General features: G+C 54.8%; 12 protein-coding genes. 6 read left to right on the forward strand and 6 right to left on the reverse strand.

All coding sequences use genetic code 11. The features are described from left to right. Positions 1-208 precede the first annotated feature (208 nt). Complete coding sequence (locus V6E55_RS03005) at positions 209-1,867, forward strand: ATP-dependent endonuclease (protein WP_316942143.1); 1,659 nt, start codon at positions 209-211, stop codon at positions 1,865-1,867. On the opposite strand, the gene V6E55_RS03010 is transcribed toward V6E55_RS03005, so the two are convergent. Further along, positions 1,864-2,820: a VirK/YbjX family protein gene (locus V6E55_RS03010; RefSeq protein ID WP_316942144.1), complete on the reverse strand. Its 957-nt coding sequence runs from the start codon at positions 2,818-2,820 to the stop codon at positions 1,864-1,866. The genes V6E55_RS03005 and V6E55_RS03010 overlap by 4 nt on opposite strands. Positions 2,821-2,979: 159 nt before the next feature. On the opposite strand from V6E55_RS03010, the gene macA reads away from it, so the two are divergent. Both macA and macB read left to right on the forward strand, forming a co-directional pair. Continuing rightward, positions 2,980-4,095 (forward strand): macrolide transporter subunit MacA, encoded by a 1,116-nt coding sequence (gene macA, locus V6E55_RS03015; protein ID WP_114978529.1) that lies wholly within the window; start codon positions 2,980-2,982, stop codon positions 4,093-4,095. Continuing rightward, positions 4,092-6,032, forward strand: a complete 1,941-nt coding sequence (gene macB, locus V6E55_RS03020; RefSeq protein WP_316942145.1) for a macrolide ABC transporter ATP-binding protein/permease MacB — start codon at positions 4,092-4,094, stop codon at positions 6,030-6,032. Before macA ends, macB begins: the two co-directional genes overlap by 4 nt. Positions 6,033-6,102: 70 nt before the next feature. Here the strand turns inward: macB and cspD are convergent, their stop codons facing one another. Further along, positions 6,103-6,324 (reverse strand): cold shock-like protein CspD, encoded by a 222-nt coding sequence (gene cspD / locus V6E55_RS03025; RefSeq protein WP_008499993.1) that lies wholly within the window; start codon positions 6,322-6,324, stop codon positions 6,103-6,105. 267 nt (positions 6,325-6,591) lie between these two features. Between cspD and clpS the strand changes: the two genes are divergently transcribed. From clpS to V6E55_RS03040, 3 genes are all read left to right on the forward strand, one after another. Then, positions 6,592-6,912 carry an ATP-dependent Clp protease adapter ClpS gene (gene clpS, locus V6E55_RS03030; protein WP_006174393.1) on the forward strand — a complete coding sequence of 107 codons (321 nt, stop codon included), beginning with the start codon at positions 6,592-6,594 and terminating at the stop codon, positions 6,910-6,912. Positions 6,913-6,939: 27 nt separating this feature from the next. Next, entirely contained in the window at positions 6,940-9,222 is a 2,283-nt protein-coding gene (gene clpA / locus V6E55_RS03035; RefSeq protein WP_049005459.1) for an ATP-dependent Clp protease ATP-binding subunit ClpA, read from the forward strand. A gap of 259 nt (positions 9,223-9,481) precedes the next feature. Next, positions 9,482-9,931, forward strand: a complete 450-nt coding sequence (locus V6E55_RS03040) for a hypothetical protein (protein WP_114978532.1) — start codon at positions 9,482-9,484, stop codon at positions 9,929-9,931. Between the two features lie 71 nt (positions 9,932-10,002). Here the strand turns inward: V6E55_RS03040 and infA are convergent, their stop codons facing one another. The 4 genes from infA to cydD all read right to left on the reverse strand — a co-directional run bounded on the left by infA (position 10,003) and on the right by cydD (position 14,744). Beyond that, positions 10,003-10,221 (reverse strand): translation initiation factor IF-1, encoded by a 219-nt coding sequence (gene infA / locus V6E55_RS03045; RefSeq protein ID WP_002211347.1) that lies wholly within the window; start codon positions 10,219-10,221, stop codon positions 10,003-10,005. Positions 10,222-10,505: 284 nt separating this feature from the next. Then, positions 10,506-11,210: a leucyl/phenylalanyl-tRNA--protein transferase gene (gene aat, locus V6E55_RS03050; RefSeq protein ID WP_316942146.1), complete on the reverse strand. Its 705-nt coding sequence runs from the start codon at positions 11,208-11,210 to the stop codon at positions 10,506-10,508. A gap of 46 nt (positions 11,211-11,256) precedes the next feature. Then, positions 11,257-12,978 carry a heme ABC transporter ATP-binding protein/permease CydC gene (gene cydC / locus V6E55_RS03055; RefSeq protein WP_316942147.1) on the reverse strand — a complete coding sequence of 574 codons (1,722 nt, stop codon included), beginning with the start codon at positions 12,976-12,978 and terminating at the stop codon, positions 11,257-11,259. Next, complete coding sequence (cydD, locus tag V6E55_RS03060) at positions 12,978-14,744, reverse strand: heme ABC transporter permease/ATP-binding protein CydD (protein ID WP_236920892.1); 1,767 nt, start codon at positions 14,742-14,744, stop codon at positions 12,978-12,980. The genes cydC and cydD overlap by 1 nt, the downstream gene beginning before the upstream one ends. Between the last annotated feature and the right edge of the window lie 6 nt (positions 14,745-14,750).

The following is a 14,750-nucleotide window of genomic DNA, read 5'->3' on the forward strand; positions in this document are numbered from 1 at the left end:
TTCTAAAAACCAACAACACCCCTTCGCCACTTAAATAAATTCGATTAATTTGATTTAAGGCAATGTGATGTCAATCCTTGTTCAAATAAACGGTAAATAGAGCATAGACCAATTCTCGCAAGGACGAATGTTATGCTGTCGTGACAGAACGCCTCCCGCTATACTGCTGATAACTTAAAGGAAAAAGTGGTCATTTCGCGGGGGATTTATGCTTCTCGAACGTGTGGAAATTGTCGGGTTTCGCGGGATTAACCGCCTGTCGCTGCATCTGGAGCAGAACAACGTCCTGATCGGTGAGAACGCCTGGGGTAAGTCCAGCCTGCTGGATGCGCTGACGTTGCTGCTTTCGCCCGAAGATGATTTGTATCACTTCGTCCACGACGATTTCTGGTTCCCCCCGGGTGACATCACGGGCCGTGAGAAGCATTTGCATATTATTCTGACGTTCCGGGAATCCGAGCCAGGACGTCATCGCGTGCGTCGCTTCCGCCCGTTGTCGCCTTGCTGGGTGCCATGTGATGACGATTTCCATCGCATTTTCTATCGGCTCGAAGGCGAGATGTCGGAAAACGAGGGGGTACTCACCCTGCGCGATTTTCTTGATGAGAAAGCCAACCCGATCCCCCTGGATAATATCGACGATCTGGCGCGCCACCTGACCCGCCTGACGCCGGTACTACGCTTGCGTGATGCACGCTTTATGCGGCGTATCCGTAACGGTACCGTACCGCATATGCCGGAAGTGGAAGTCACGGCCCGGGAGCTGGATTTCCTGGCCAGAGAGCTGGTTTCGCGTCCGCAGAATCTGACCGATGGTCAAATCCGACAGGGATTGTCCGCGATGGTGCAACTTCTCGAGCACTATTTTTCCGAACAGGGAACGTCGGAGTCGCGCCATCGTCTGATGCGCCGACGTTCTCATGATGAGCAACGAAGCTGGCGTTACCTCGATATCATTAACCGGATGATCGACCGGCCTGGAGGCCGTACCCATCGGGTGATTTTGCTGGGGCTGTTTTCGACTCTTCTGCAGGCCAAAGGAACCGTTCGTCTTGACCGGGACGCCCGGCCGCTGCTACTGGTGGAGGATCCTGAGACCCGTCTGCATCCCATTATGCTTTCCGTGGCATGGCATCTGCTGAATCTGCTGCCGCTCCAGCGCATTACCACCACCAATTCCGGGGAGTTATTATCGTTGACGCCGGTTGAACACGTCTGCCGTCTGGTGCGTGAATCTTCGCGTGTTTCTGCTTACCGGCTCGGGCCTGGCGGTCTGAACGCGGAAGATGGGCGTCGTATCGCGTTTCATATTCGCTTTAATCGAGCATCGTCGCTTTTTGCCCGCTGTTGGCTGTTGGTTGAGGGGGAAACGGAAACCTGGGTCATCAACGAACTGGCGCGCCAGTGCGGCCACCATTTTGATGCCGAAGGCATTAAGGTGATCGAATTTGCCCAGTCGGGATTAAAACCGTTGATAAAATTTGCCCGCCGGATGGGGATCGAGTGGCATGTCCTGGTCGACGGCGACGAAGCGGGTAAAAAATATGCCTCAACCGTGCGTAGCCTGCTGAATGATGAGCGAGAAGAAGAGCGTGACCATTTAACCATGCTGCCCGCGATGGACATGGAGCATTTTATGTATCGTCAGGGGTTTGACGACGTCTTCCACAGAATTGCGATGGTGCCGGTCGATGTCCCGATGAACATGCGGCGCGTGATTGCCAAAGCCATTCATCGTTCTTCAAAACCGGATTTGGCCATTGAAGTGGCGACGGAAGCGGGGAAGCGGGGCGTGGAGTCGGTACCGACGTTGCTGCGCAAGATGTTCTCCCGCGTGCTGTGGCTGGCACGCGGGAAAGCGGATTAAGGTTGGGTCGCCTGGTTCACTTGCTGAATCAGGCTATCCAGCAGTTCGTAGCGGCGGCGATATTCGGAACGTTTTTTGCTCGCGATCTCTTCCATCGGTTTACGTGGCATGACAAGCGGCAGCCTAAAGTTACCGTTATCCTGTTTTTCACCACCAATGGAGACCCAGAAACTGTCGTAATCGGCCAGCAGTTTCCCCTCTTTTTTCTTGCGATAACGCCAGCTGCGATAAATATGGGTGGCGTTACTGACGGCAACAATCTGTTCTACCGGGAAAGCCGTGCCGAGCGTCATTGCGGCCTCAACGAGCATACGTTTCGGGAACAGGCCATGACAGGCTTTCGTTGCCCCCTGGATAAGCTCGTGCGGAACATGTGCTTTTGCACCCTGCAAACCGCCGATAAACAGCGTCACTTTTCCTTCTGACTGGCACAACGTAAAGGTCATTTCTGCCAGCACCGTGTTCTGGCTGTCACAGAAAGCAAGGGTGGCTTCTCCCTCTTTATCCAGGAATGCATCAGCGCACAGACGAACGGTAAATTGCTGCTCATCTTTGCCGGTTAAGGTCAGCAGCGTGAATCCCTGCTTAGAAAGATAACCATTAAGCAGCGTCGCAGGAAGCTGGTGGCTCATCATTTGATAGTGCCAGTTGAGGGATTCCAGTGCGTGCTGGCTATCCATGTTCACCGTTAACCAGGGACGATGCAGCCGGCATGGCAGCCCAGGTTGTACATGCAGCATCTGCATCAGCCGCGGTTGTTTTGCAAGACTCGTTAACAGGCGCGCAGTGCTAACAGGTGACGCCAGCGAACGTAACATGAATTTACGTCGATAGGAGGGGTTCTTCCACGCAAGCCCTGGTGTGAGCTGACCGAAAGCCAGATTTTTGAACAGCTGCCAGCCTGATTTAGGCTGCGGCAGGTTTGAAAAAGGTGTATCGACGATGGAAGACATGATAGATCCTGCTTCTTGTTGAAGAGCTTCATTTCAGCAGGCGAACATTCAACATCTCGTAAACAAATTGTGACGATTTCGGGAATCAGGGGTTTCGTTGAGGAGTCGTTTAGATAAAATCAATACTGATAATTGCCAGAACATTTATTTGGAATATTTATGAACCTCAAGGGAAAACGCAGAACGCTGTTTCTGCTGCTGGCGGTCGTGGTTTTGGTCGGCGGATACTGGCTCTGGCAGGTGCTTAATGCGCCTGTGCCACAGTATCAGACACTGATTGTTCGCCCGGGCGAACTGCAGCAAAACGTCCTCGCAACGGGCAAACTTGATGCCCTGCGCAAGGTTGATGTCGGCGCTCAGGTCAGCGGCCAGTTGAAAACGTTGTCGGTAGAGATTGGCGACAAGGTGAAAAAAGGTCAGTTGCTTGGGGTAATCGACCCTGAACAGGCTGAGAACCAGATCCGTGAGGTGGAAGCGACGCTGATGGAACTGCGGGCGCAGCGTGCACAGGCACTGGCAGAGCGTAACCTCGCCCAGGTGACGCTCACCCGCCAGCAGGCGCTTGCCAAAACTCAGGCTATTTCGAAACAAGATTTAGATACCGCCACCACTGAACTGGCGGTCAAGCAGGCGCAGATTGGCACTATTGATGCACAAATCAAGCGCAATCAGGCCTCACTGGATACGGCGAAAACCAACCTCGATTACACGCAAATTGTTGCCCCGATGGCCGGGGAAGTCACCCAGATCACGACGCTTCAGGGCCAGACGGTTATTGCCGCTCAGCAGGCGCCAAACATACTGACGCTGGCAGACATGAGCACCATGCTGGTGAAAGCCCAGGTCTCAGAGGCGGATGTCATTCATCTTAAACCGGGGCAGAATGCCTGGTTTACGGTGCTCGGCGACCCGCAAACGCGTTATGAAGGTGTGCTGAAAGATATTCTGCCGACGCCGGAAAAGGTCAACGACGCTATTTTCTACTATGCCCGTTTTGAGGTGCCCAACCCGCAGGGCGTTTTGCGTCTGGACATGACCGCACAGGTGCATATTCAGCTCACTGGCGTGAAAAACGTGCTGACCATTCCACTCTCCGCGCTGGGTGAATCCACTGGCGAGGGACGTTATAAGGTGAAGGTGCTGCGTAATGGCGAAACGCGTGAGCGAGAAGTGCTGATTGGCGCGCGCAACGACACCGACGTGGTAGTAGTGAAAGGGCTCGAAGAGGGTGAGGAGGTTGTCACCAGCGAAAGCCTGCCCGGAGCGCCTAAATGACGGCGCTGCTTGAGCTGCATGACATTCGTCGCAGCTACCCGTCGGGCGACGGCCCGGTGGAGGTACTGAAGGGGATTTCGTTACGCGTTGAGGCTGGCGAAATGGTGGCGATTGTCGGGGCGTCTGGTTCCGGTAAATCGACGCTGATGAATATTCTCGGGTGCCTGGATAAACCCACCAGCGGTACCTATCGCGTGGCGGGAACGGATGTCTCCACGCTTGATGGTGACGCGTTGGCAAAACTGCGGCGCGAACACTTTGGTTTTATCTTCCAGCGTTACCACCTGCTTTCTCATTTAAGTGCGGTACAGAACGTGGAAGTGCCCGCGGTCTATGCTGGTGTGGAGCGTAAGAAGCGGCTGGAACGGGCGCAAGCGTTATTAACGCGTCTGGGGCTGGCAGAACGGGTGGAATATCAACCGTCTCAGCTTTCCGGCGGTCAGCAGCAGCGAGTCAGTATTGCCCGTGCGCTCATGAACGGTGGACAGGTGATCCTCGCGGATGAACCGACCGGCGCGCTCGACAGCCATTCGGGTGAAGAGGTCATGGCGATCCTGCATCAGCTGCGCGATCAGGGGCACACGGTGATTATCGTGACGCATGACCCACAAGTCGCGGCGCAGGCGGAGCGGATCATTGAGATCCACGACGGCGAGTTGGTCAGTAACCCGCCCCCGCGACAGTCCAGAGCGGCAGCACCGAAAGAAGCCTTGCCTGCGTCAACCGGTTGGGGACAATTTTCCAGTGGCTTTCGTGAGGCGCTGACCATGGCCTGGCTGGCGATGGCGGCTAATAAAATGCGCACCTTGCTGACGATGCTCGGCATTATAATTGGTATCGCCTCGGTGGTGTCGATTGTGGTGGTGGGCGATGCCGCCAAGCAGCTGGTGCTGGCCGATATTCGCGCCATCGGTACCAATACCATTGATGTCTATCCCGGCAAAGACTTTGGCGACGACGAGCCGCAGTATCAGCAGGCGCTGAAATATAACGATCTGGAGGCTATTCAGAAGCAGCCGTGGGTCAACTCCGCGACACCGGCTGTTTCGCAAAACCTCCGTCTGCGCGTGGGGAATGTCGACGTTGCCGCCAGCGCGAATGGCGTCAGCGGGGACTATTTCAACGTCTACGGCATGACCTTCAGTGAAGGTGCCACCTTTAATGCCGAACAGCTGGCAGGCAGGGCACAGGTGGTGGTGCTGGATGCGAATTCACGCAGGCAACTCTTCCCCAATAAAACCAACGTGGTGGGGGAAGTCATCCTTGTGGGGAATATGCCTGCCACCGTCATTGGCGTGGCGGAAGAGAAGCAGTCGATGTTTGGCAGCAGTAAGATCCTGCGCGTCTGGCTGCCCTATACCACCATCTCAGGGCGGATCATGGGGCAATCCTGGCTCAACTCCATCACCGTACGCGTGAAGGAAGGTTACGACAGCGCCCGGGCTGAGCAGCAACTGGAACAGTTACTCACGTTACGTCACGGGAAGAAAGATTTCTTTACCTGGAACATGGACGGCCTCTTGAAAACGGCGGAAAAGACCACACGTACTCTTCAGCTGTTCCTCACGCTGGTGGCGGTGATCTCGTTGGTTGTCGGCGGTATCGGGGTGATGAATATCATGCTGGTGTCGGTAACCGAACGCACGCGGGAGATTGGCATCCGTATGGCTGTCGGGGCCAGGGCCAGTGATGTGCTACAACAGTTTTTGATTGAAGCGGTGCTGGTGTGTCTGGTCGGCGGTGCAATGGGTATTGCGCTCTCGATGATAATTGCATTTACGCTCCAGCTCTTTTTACCCGGCTGGGAGATCGGTTTCTCACCGCTGGCTATTCTTACGGCATTTTTGTGTTCGACATTTACCGGCATTTTGTTTGGCTGGTTGCCGGCCCGCAACGCGGCGCGACTGGATCCGGTTGATGCGCTGGCCCGTGAATAGGCTGAAAATAAAAATGCCAGCCGATCGGGCTGGCATTTTGACTGCGGGATGTACACAATAAAACAGAGAGCTATGCAACCGTCTCTGCTTCAATGGGTACGATAAGGCTTGCATGATTGCCTTTTGGCCCCTGGTGTACATCGAACCGGACGGACTGCCCGGCTTTGAGCGTTCTGTAACCATCCATCTGAATGGTGGAATAGTGAGCGAAGATATCCTCGCCGCCGCCTTCGGGGCAGATGAAGCCAAACCCTTTGGCGTTGTTGAACCACTTAACAGTACCCATTTCCATGCTTCGACATCCTTCGTAAATCTTATAAATTAAGATGGAATGAACCGGTGGTGGAGTGGGGGCTGTTCAAAACCTCGCCATCTCACGCTTGTACAATTTAGAGAAACGAAAGAAGTCGTCAAGCGTTTGGCGCTGGAGATGGGACAATAATCAACCAAAGTTTGAAGCAGTTAACGCTATTGCAACAGTTTGTGACAGACATCGCGGATGACAGTAATAGATGATTGTTATCTAACATCTGAGGTAGATTCAAAGTGGTTATGCATAATGGGTAAGACCAACGATTGGCTGGATTTTGACCAGCTGGCGGAAGACAAAGTGCGCGACGCGCTAAAACCGCCATCTATGTATAAAGTTATGTTAATGAACGATGATTACACGCCGATGGAATTTGTTATTGACGTGCTACAAAAGTTCTTTTCTTATGATGTAGAACGTGCAACGCAACTGATGCTTACCGTTCATTATCGTGGCAAAGCGATCTGCGGCATCTTTACTGCCGAAGTGGCGGAAACCAAAGTGGCGATGGTGAACGACTACGCGAGGGAGAACGAGCATCCGTTGCTGTGTACGCTGGAAAAGGCCTGATAAGGCATAAAATTGGGGGAGGTGCCTATGCTCAATCAAGAACTGGAACTCAGTTTAAATATGGCTTTCGCCAGAGCGCGTGAGCACCGACATGAGTTTATGACCGTCGAGCATTTACTGCTCGCACTGCTTAGCAACCCATCTGCCCGCGAAGCGCTGGAAGCCTGCTCCGTGGATCTGGTGGCGCTACGTCAGGAACTCGAAGCCTTCATCGAACAAACTACACCGGTGCTGCCAGCCAGTGAAGAAGAGCGCGACACTCAGCCGACGCTCAGCTTCCAGCGTGTATTGCAGCGCGCGGTTTTCCACGTCCAGTCTTCCGGACGTAGCGAAGTGACTGGCGCCAACGTCCTGGTCGCCATCTTCAGCGAGCAGGAGTCACAGGCTGCTTATCTGCTGCGCAAACACGAAGTCAGCCGACTCGATGTGGTTAACTTTATCTCTCACGGAACGCGAAAAGACGAGCCTAACCAGGCATCGGATTCCAGCAATCAGGTCAATAACAATAATGAAGAGCAAGCAGGCGGGGAGGATCGTATGGAAAACTTCACCACCAACCTTAACCAGCTTGCTCGCGTTGGCGGTATCGACCCGCTGATTGGCCGCGATAAAGAGCTGGAGCGCGCGATCCAGGTGCTGTGCCGTCGCCGCAAGAACAACCCGCTGTTGGTGGGGGAATCTGGCGTGGGTAAAACCGCGATTGCCGAAGGTCTGGCCTGGCGTATCGTGCAGGGTGACGTGCCGGAAGTGATTGCCGATTGCACCATTTACTCACTGGATATCGGTTCTCTGCTGGCAGGCACCAAATACCGTGGTGATTTTGAAAAACGCTTCAAGGCGCTGTTAAAGCAGCTGGAGCAGGACACCAACAGCATTCTGTTTATTGATGAAATTCATACCATCATCGGTGCAGGTGCGGCTTCTGGTGGCCAGGTGGATGCCGCTAACCTGATCAAACCGCTGCTCTCCAGCGGCAAGATCCGCGTGATTGGCTCCACGACCTACCAGGAGTTCAGCAACATCTTTGAGAAAGACCGTGCGCTGGCGCGTCGCTTCCAGAAAATCGACGTGACTGAACCGTCCGTCGAGGAAACGGTGCAGATCATCAACGGCCTGAAACCGAAGTACGAAGCGCACCACGACGTGCGTTACACCGCGAAAGCGGTTCGTGCGGCGGTGGAGCTGGCGGTGAAATACATCAACGACCGTCATCTGCCGGATAAGGCGATTGACGTAATTGATGAGGCAGGGGCGCGTGCGCGCCTGATGCCGGCCAGCAAGCGTAAGAAAACCGTTAACGTGGCGGATATTGAGTCCGTGGTGGCTCGTATCGCGCGTATCCCTGAGAAGAGTGTTTCTCAGAGTGACCGCGACACGCTGCGTACGCTTGGCAATCGCCTGAAAATGCTGGTCTTTGGTCAGGATAAAGCCATTGAGGCCTTAACTGAGGCTATCAAGATGGCCCGTGCCGGACTGGGTCATGATCACAAGCCAGTCGGTTCCTTCCTCTTCGCCGGCCCAACCGGTGTCGGGAAAACCGAGGTGACGGTTCAGCTCTCCAAAGCGCTGGGCATTGAGCTGCTGCGCTTTGATATGTCCGAGTATATGGAGCGTCACACCGTCAGCCGTTTGATTGGTGCACCTCCGGGCTATGTGGGCTTTGACCAGGGCGGTCTGCTCACCGACGCGGTGATCAAGCATCCGCACGCGGTACTGCTGCTTGATGAAATCGAGAAAGCGCACCCGGACGTGTTCAACATCCTGCTGCAGGTGATGGACAACGGGACGCTGACCGACAACAACGGGCGCAAGGCGGACTTCCGCAACGTGGTGCTGGTGATGACCACCAACGCCGGTGTACGTGAAACCGAGCGTAAATCCATCGGCCTGATCCACCAGGATAACAGCACCGATGCGATGGAAGAGATCAAGAAGATCTTTACGCCGGAATTCCGTAACCGTCTGGACAACATTATCTGGTTCGATCACTTGTCTACCGAAGTGATCCATCAGGTTGTCGACAAGTTCATCGTCGAACTGCAGGTTCAGTTGGATCAGAAAGGCGTGTCGCTGGAAGTAAGCCAGGAAGCCCGCAACTGGCTGGCTGAGAAAGGCTACGACCGTGCGATGGGCGCTCGTCCAATGGCGCGTGTGATTCAGGACAACCTGAAGAAACCGCTGGCGAACGAGCTGCTATTTGGCTCGCTGGTGGACGGCGGCCAGGTGACGGTGGCGCTGGATCAGGCGAAGAATGAGTTGACGTATGATTTCCAGAGTGCGCAGAAGCACAAACCTGAAGCGGCTCACTGAGTTGAACGTTAATGTTAAAAACCGGGCATTTGCCCGGTTTTTTTTATGCCTGCTTTTCTCCCTCTCCCTGTGGGAGAGGGCCGGGGTGAGGGCATCAGGCCGCAGAAGAATTTTGCGAGGCGGTTTCCAGTTTCTTTCGAAGTCAGTTGCTGGATAAATACACAGTAATAAAATGGCGACGCACCTACAAAATCAGGTGACAGGATTGGCGTCCTGAAAGTGTGTGCACAGACAATCTTGCGTGCATAAAGGATCACATATGACTGATATTAATAGCTTCGCCCAACTCTACACCGAACTCTCCCACAACCCCGATCTCCCAACCCTCGCAGAGCGCTGTAAACTGCTCACCGAAATCCTGCTCGACTGCAAGTCACTTCCACAAACGCAGCCCGTATGCCGTTGCCTTGAAACCTACCTGGAAGAGGTGAAATCCGCCCTCACAGAATCAATGCGTGACTTTCAGGTGGTGGAATTTGAGGACGAAGCGGAACAGCCGCGACAAAAAGAGTGGTTACTGGAAGATACCGAAGAGAAGTGCGACTACTGCCGGGCGTTAAACCACGTACTGCTGGTGTCGCATTTTGACCGCGATATGTTGCCGTATCTCACGGGATTACTCCATGATATGGCCCATTCTATGGCGGGGGATTTAATCGCTCCTGTACAACCGTGGATGACAATACATCTTCCGACGCAGCAACACTAAAGCCATAAATAAAAAAGGCCGGGAATATCCCGACCTTTTATATATTCATCTGCCATTACAGGCGAAAACAATTAGCGACTACGGAAGACAATGCGGCCTTTGCTCAGGTCGTACGGGGTCAGTTCAACAGTCACTTTGTCGCCCGTCAAAATGCGGATGTAGTTTTTGCGCATTTTACCGGAGATGTGCGCAGTTACCACGTGACCGTTTTCCAGCTCTACGCGAAACATGGTATTAGGCAACGTATCAAGTACGGTACCCTGCATTTCAATATTGTCTTCTTTGGCCATCTAATCCTCTGGGGTATCACTACCAAGTTTTGAACCGGCAAGATAATGCCGAAATTCATCAATTAAGTAAAGAATTGCGCGATTAAAACGCAGCAAAACAGTTTCGGCGCATTGCCCAAGCGTCACGGTACAACCGAACAGGAAGCGCATTCGTAAAGGGGAGACGACAGGATAAACGTCAGGACGTTATCTGAAGCGAGGGTCCCAAACGGCGGCGGGGCAACAGGCAGAAGCTACTCTGCGGCATAATTATAACACCCTCACAAAAAATATGCGGAAAACATTTAGGCATTGGGCAGAAAGAGCGTTCTCGGTATCCAGAAGTCGCGCGGGAGCTTCTCCTGACGGCTGGCATCCAGATGCTCGATATACTGGCGTCGCGGGATTTCAACGGCACCCAGAGAGGCTGTGTGCTCATTGAGAACCTGACAATCGATCAGGCGTCCGCCGCGCTGAGCAAACTCCCGGCAGAAAACCAGCAGCGCGGTTTTCGAGCCATTAACCGCTCTGGAGAACATGGATTCGCCGCAAAAAAGCGTCCCTTGTGCGACGCCATACATACCGCCGACGAGTTCATCCCCTTCCCACACCTCGATGGAATGGGCGTAACCCAGTTCATGGAGTTGGTGGTAGGCGGTAATGATATCGCGGGTTATCCATGTCCCTTCATAGCGGTCTTCAGCACAGCCTTCAATCACCTGACCAAAGGCGTGATTCAGGGTCACCCGATACGGTGATTTTGCATGGAAACGCTTCATACTGCGGCTCAGGTGAAACTGCGCAGGCCACAGCACGGCACGTGGATCGGGAGACCACCATAAAATCGGGTCACCGGGGGAAAACCAGGGAAAAATACCTCGCTGGTAGGCCATCAATAGTCGTGCAGGACTTAGATCGCCACCAAGAGCCAGCAACCCATTGGGTTCACGTAGCGCCCCCTCCGGAGAAGGGAACGCAATATTATGACGAGAAAGCTGGACCAGGCGCATGACAGCAGAACTCCAATACGCGAGTGAGGATCGGTACAAATATAGTCTACAGACGCTGTTTAAACTGGTAGTAGCGACCCTGTTTCGCCAACAGTTCTGTGTGACTACCTTGCTCAATAATGTGTCCGTTGTCCATCACAATTATCTGATCAAAACTCGCCAGTCCGCGCAGGCGGTGCGTGACCATCAGAACGGTTTTACCGGTCATTACAGTGGTCAGTAAATCAAGTATTTGGCTCTCGGTTGTGGCGTCCAGACCTTCCGTTGGTTCGTCGAGCAACATCAGCGGTGCATCGTGCAGCAGCGCGCGGGCAATCGCCAGACGGCGCAGCTCACCACCTGAGAGCTGACGGCCACCTTCACCCAGCCAGCTGTTTAGCCCTGCATCTTCAAGCAACTTATGCAGTCCAACCTGTTCCAGCATGGCGTTCAGTTCATCATCAGAGGCCTCTGGTGCTGCCAGCAGCAGGTTATCGCGCAGTGTGGCGCTAAACAGATGCACGCGCTGCGGAACCACGCTGACAGTTTTGCGCAGAGCCTGTTCGCTGAAATCTGTCAGCAACGTATCATTGAAACGAATCTGACCGCGCTGCGGGTCCCAGGCGCGGGTCAGCAACTGTAACAACGTTGATTTGCCACAGCCGGTACGGCCGAGTATGGCAATGCGCTGGCCAGCATTTACCGCGAGATTCACACCTTCCAGTGCATTCTGCGCCTGTTTGTCGTAGGCAAAAGTGACATTATCAAGCGTAAGCGCAACGTTCTCTGGCACTGTGGTCTGCGCGGCACTGAACGTGACTTCAGGCTCTTGCTCGGCAATCTGGGTGATGCGCAGGGCAGAGGCGATCACCTGTCCCAGATGCTGGAAAGCGCCTGTCACCGGTGCCAGTGCTTCAAATGCGGCCAGAGCACAGAACACGAAGAGGGCGATCAGCGGACCTGGCTGCGTATTACCGCCAATACCACCTGATGCCAGCCACAGCATCGCGATGACTGCAATTCCGCCGATTAACATCATCAGCGCCTGAGAGAAGGCCGTCAGTTCCGACTGGCGGCGCTGGGCCTCATGCCAGTTCAGTTCCGTACTTTCCATTCGGGCGCGGTAGCGCTTGCTGGCGCCAAAAATCGTCAGTTCTGCCTGCCCCTGAAGCCAGGAGGTCAGTTGCTGGCGGTAATCTCCGCGCAGACGCGTCAGGTTTTCCCCGGTAGATTTCCCGGCGCGGTAAAACAGCGGTGGCAGAATAATGAGCGTGAGCAACATGATCCCACACAGCGTCAGCGCAACGGGAACATCCAGAACGGACAGTCCCAGCGTGACCACTACAATCACCACAAATGCGCCCACTATCGGTGAGATCACGCGCAGGTACAGGTGATCCAGCGTGTCGACATCCGCTACGACACGGTTAAGTAACTCACCCTGACGAAAACGCGCCAGCCCGGCAGGGGAGAGGGGCAGTAGTTTGCTGAAGGTGTAGATACGCAGGTGTTGCAGCACGCGGAAAGTAGCGTCGTGGCTGACGAGCCGCTCGAAATAGCGTCCGGCAGTACGGGTGATGGCGGTACCGCGGACACCGGCCGCCGGAAGCATATAGTTGAAGCTGTATAATCCGGCAACGCCCGCAACGGCAGAGGCCGACAGGAACCAACCGGAAAGGGTGAGCAGGCCGATACTGGCGAGTAGCGTGACAATCGCCAGCACAATGCCCAGCGTCAGCATCCATTTGTGGCGTTTATAGAGCGCAAGATAAGGCAGCAGAGCACGCATCAGATGTCCTCCTGACGATTCGCCAGCAGGGCGGCAAACGGTCCCTGCGCGGTAACGAGAGAGGCGTAATCGCCTTGCTCAACAATACGACCGTTCTCCATGACCCAGATCTGGTCCCAGTCGGCAATGCCTTCCAGTTGATGGGTGACCATCAGGGTGGTTTGCTGCAGAGAGGCGTCATTCAGGGCATCCATTACACGCTGCTCGCTGTGCGCATCCAGGCTGGCGGCGGGCTCATCCAGCAGCATCAGCTGGCATGGGTTAAGCAGCGCACGGGCAACCGCCACACGCTGCGCCTGTCCGACCGACAGTCCGGCAGACTGGTCGCCGACCACGGTATCAACTCCTTGCGGAAGTTGCGGCAGGAATTCGCTGACCCAGGCGCGGTCAAGGACGGATTGCAGTTCGTCTTCTCGGGCATCCGGGCGCGCCAGCAGCACGTTTTCACGCAGCGTAGAGGCTGGAAGCTGCGGGTTTTGGCCTACCCAACTGAGCTGTTTACGCCAGGCGTCAGGATCGAGGTTGCGCAGTTCCGTTTTGTTGATCCGCAGTGAACCTGTGTAGGCCATAAAACCGGATAGCGCATTCAGCAGCGAACTTTTCCCGGAACCGCTGGTGCCGACGAGCACAACGCGTTGTCCGGCAGGTAAGGTAAAGTTCAGCGGACCTGCGAGCACTTTGCCTTCGGGTGACAGAATGGAAAAGTCCTGCGCCTCAATGGTCACGGGATCTTTAGCATTCAGTGTAACGTCACCCCGTTCCGGGTGCGCCAGCGGCGTTTCCAGGAATGTTTTCAGGCTGTCGGCAGCGCCAACCGCCTGTGCTTTAGCGTGATAGAAGGTCCCCAGATCACGAAGCGGCTGGAAAAACTCCGGGGCCAGAATCAGCGCCAGGAACCCGGCAGAAAGGGTCACTGCCGTGCCGTAATGGCCAAAATCCAGCGCGCCAAGGTAGGAGAAGCCGAAGTAGACCGCCACGAGGGCAATCGACAGCGAGGTAAAGAATTCCAGTACGCCAGAAGACAAGAAGGCGAGGCGTAACACTTCCATGGTGCGCTGACGGAAGTCTTGCGATGCCTGGCGAATGTTTTCGGTTTCCGCTTCACCGCGACCAAAAATGCGTAACGTCTCCATGCCGCGCAGACGGTCGAGAAAATGGCCGCTTAAGCGACCTAATGCCAGGAAGTTACGACGGTTAGCGTCCGCAGCCCCCATGCCGACCAGCGCCATAAACAGCGGGATCAGCGGAGCTGTGCCCATCAATATCAACGCAGCCATCCAGTTGACCGGGAAGATGGCGAGCACAATAAGCAGCGGAACAAAGACGGCAAGAGCCATTTGCGGCAGGTAGCGAGCATAGTAGTCGTGCATATCGTCAATCTGCTCGAGGATCAGTGTCGCCCAGCTTCCGGCGGGTTTTCCCTGGATCCACGCGGGTCCGGCCTCCTGAAGACGGTCAAGCACCTGACGGCGGATCTCATAGCGGATATGCTGTCCGGCGTGAAACCCGACACGCTCACGTAGCCATACCACCCAGGCTCGCAGGATAAAAATCAGGATCAGAACAATAAAGGGCAGCAGGAGTGCCTCGCGTGGAATGTTCTCCATGATCATGTGATTAAGAATGCGGGCCAGCAGCCATGCCTGGGCAACAATCAACAGACCACTGACGAACCCCAGAATACGGGAGATCGTAAGCCAGCGGCGGGAAAGAACGCTTTGCTGTTTCAGCCAGCGTGTTAACTCTTGTTGACGGGTTTTTTCCATTGCGTA

Source organism: Enterobacter sp. 342 (genome assembly GCF_036663495.1).
Taxonomy (GTDB): Bacteria; Pseudomonadota; Gammaproteobacteria; order Enterobacterales; family Enterobacteriaceae; genus Enterobacter.

Bases quoted from the DNA above. Each gene is read 5' to 3' on its own strand.
- aat (WP_316942146.1), bottom strand. From the start codon at position 11,210: ATGCGCCTGGTCCAGCTTTCTCGTCATAATATTGCGTTCCCTTCTCCG.
- cspD (WP_008499993.1), bottom strand. From the start codon at position 6,324: ATGGAAATGGGTACTGTTAAGTGGTTCAACAACGCCAAAGGGTTTGGC.
- clpS (WP_006174393.1), top strand. From the start codon at position 6,592: ATGGGTAAGACCAACGATTGGCTGGATTTTGACCAGCTGGCGGAAGAC.
- V6E55_RS03040 (WP_114978532.1), top strand. From the start codon at position 9,482: ATGACTGATATTAATAGCTTCGCCCAACTCTACACCGAACTCTCCCAC.
- V6E55_RS03010 (WP_316942144.1), bottom strand. From the start codon at position 2,820: ATGTCTTCCATCGTCGATACACCTTTTTCAAACCTGCCGCAGCCTAAA.
- macB (WP_316942145.1), top strand. From the start codon at position 4,092: ATGACGGCGCTGCTTGAGCTGCATGACATTCGTCGCAGCTACCCGTCG.
- macA (WP_114978529.1), top strand. From the start codon at position 2,980: ATGAACCTCAAGGGAAAACGCAGAACGCTGTTTCTGCTGCTGGCGGTC.
- V6E55_RS03005 (WP_316942143.1), top strand. From the start codon at position 209: ATGCTTCTCGAACGTGTGGAAATTGTCGGGTTTCGCGGGATTAACCGC.
- cydD (WP_236920892.1), bottom strand. From the start codon at position 14,744: ATGGAAAAAACCCGTCAACAAGAGTTAACACGCTGGCTGAAACAGCAA.
- cydC (WP_316942147.1), bottom strand. From the start codon at position 12,978: ATGCGTGCTCTGCTGCCTTATCTTGCGCTCTATAAACGCCACAAATGG.
- infA (WP_002211347.1), bottom strand. From the start codon at position 10,221: ATGGCCAAAGAAGACAATATTGAAATGCAGGGTACCGTACTTGATACG.
- clpA (WP_049005459.1), top strand. From the start codon at position 6,940: ATGCTCAATCAAGAACTGGAACTCAGTTTAAATATGGCTTTCGCCAGA.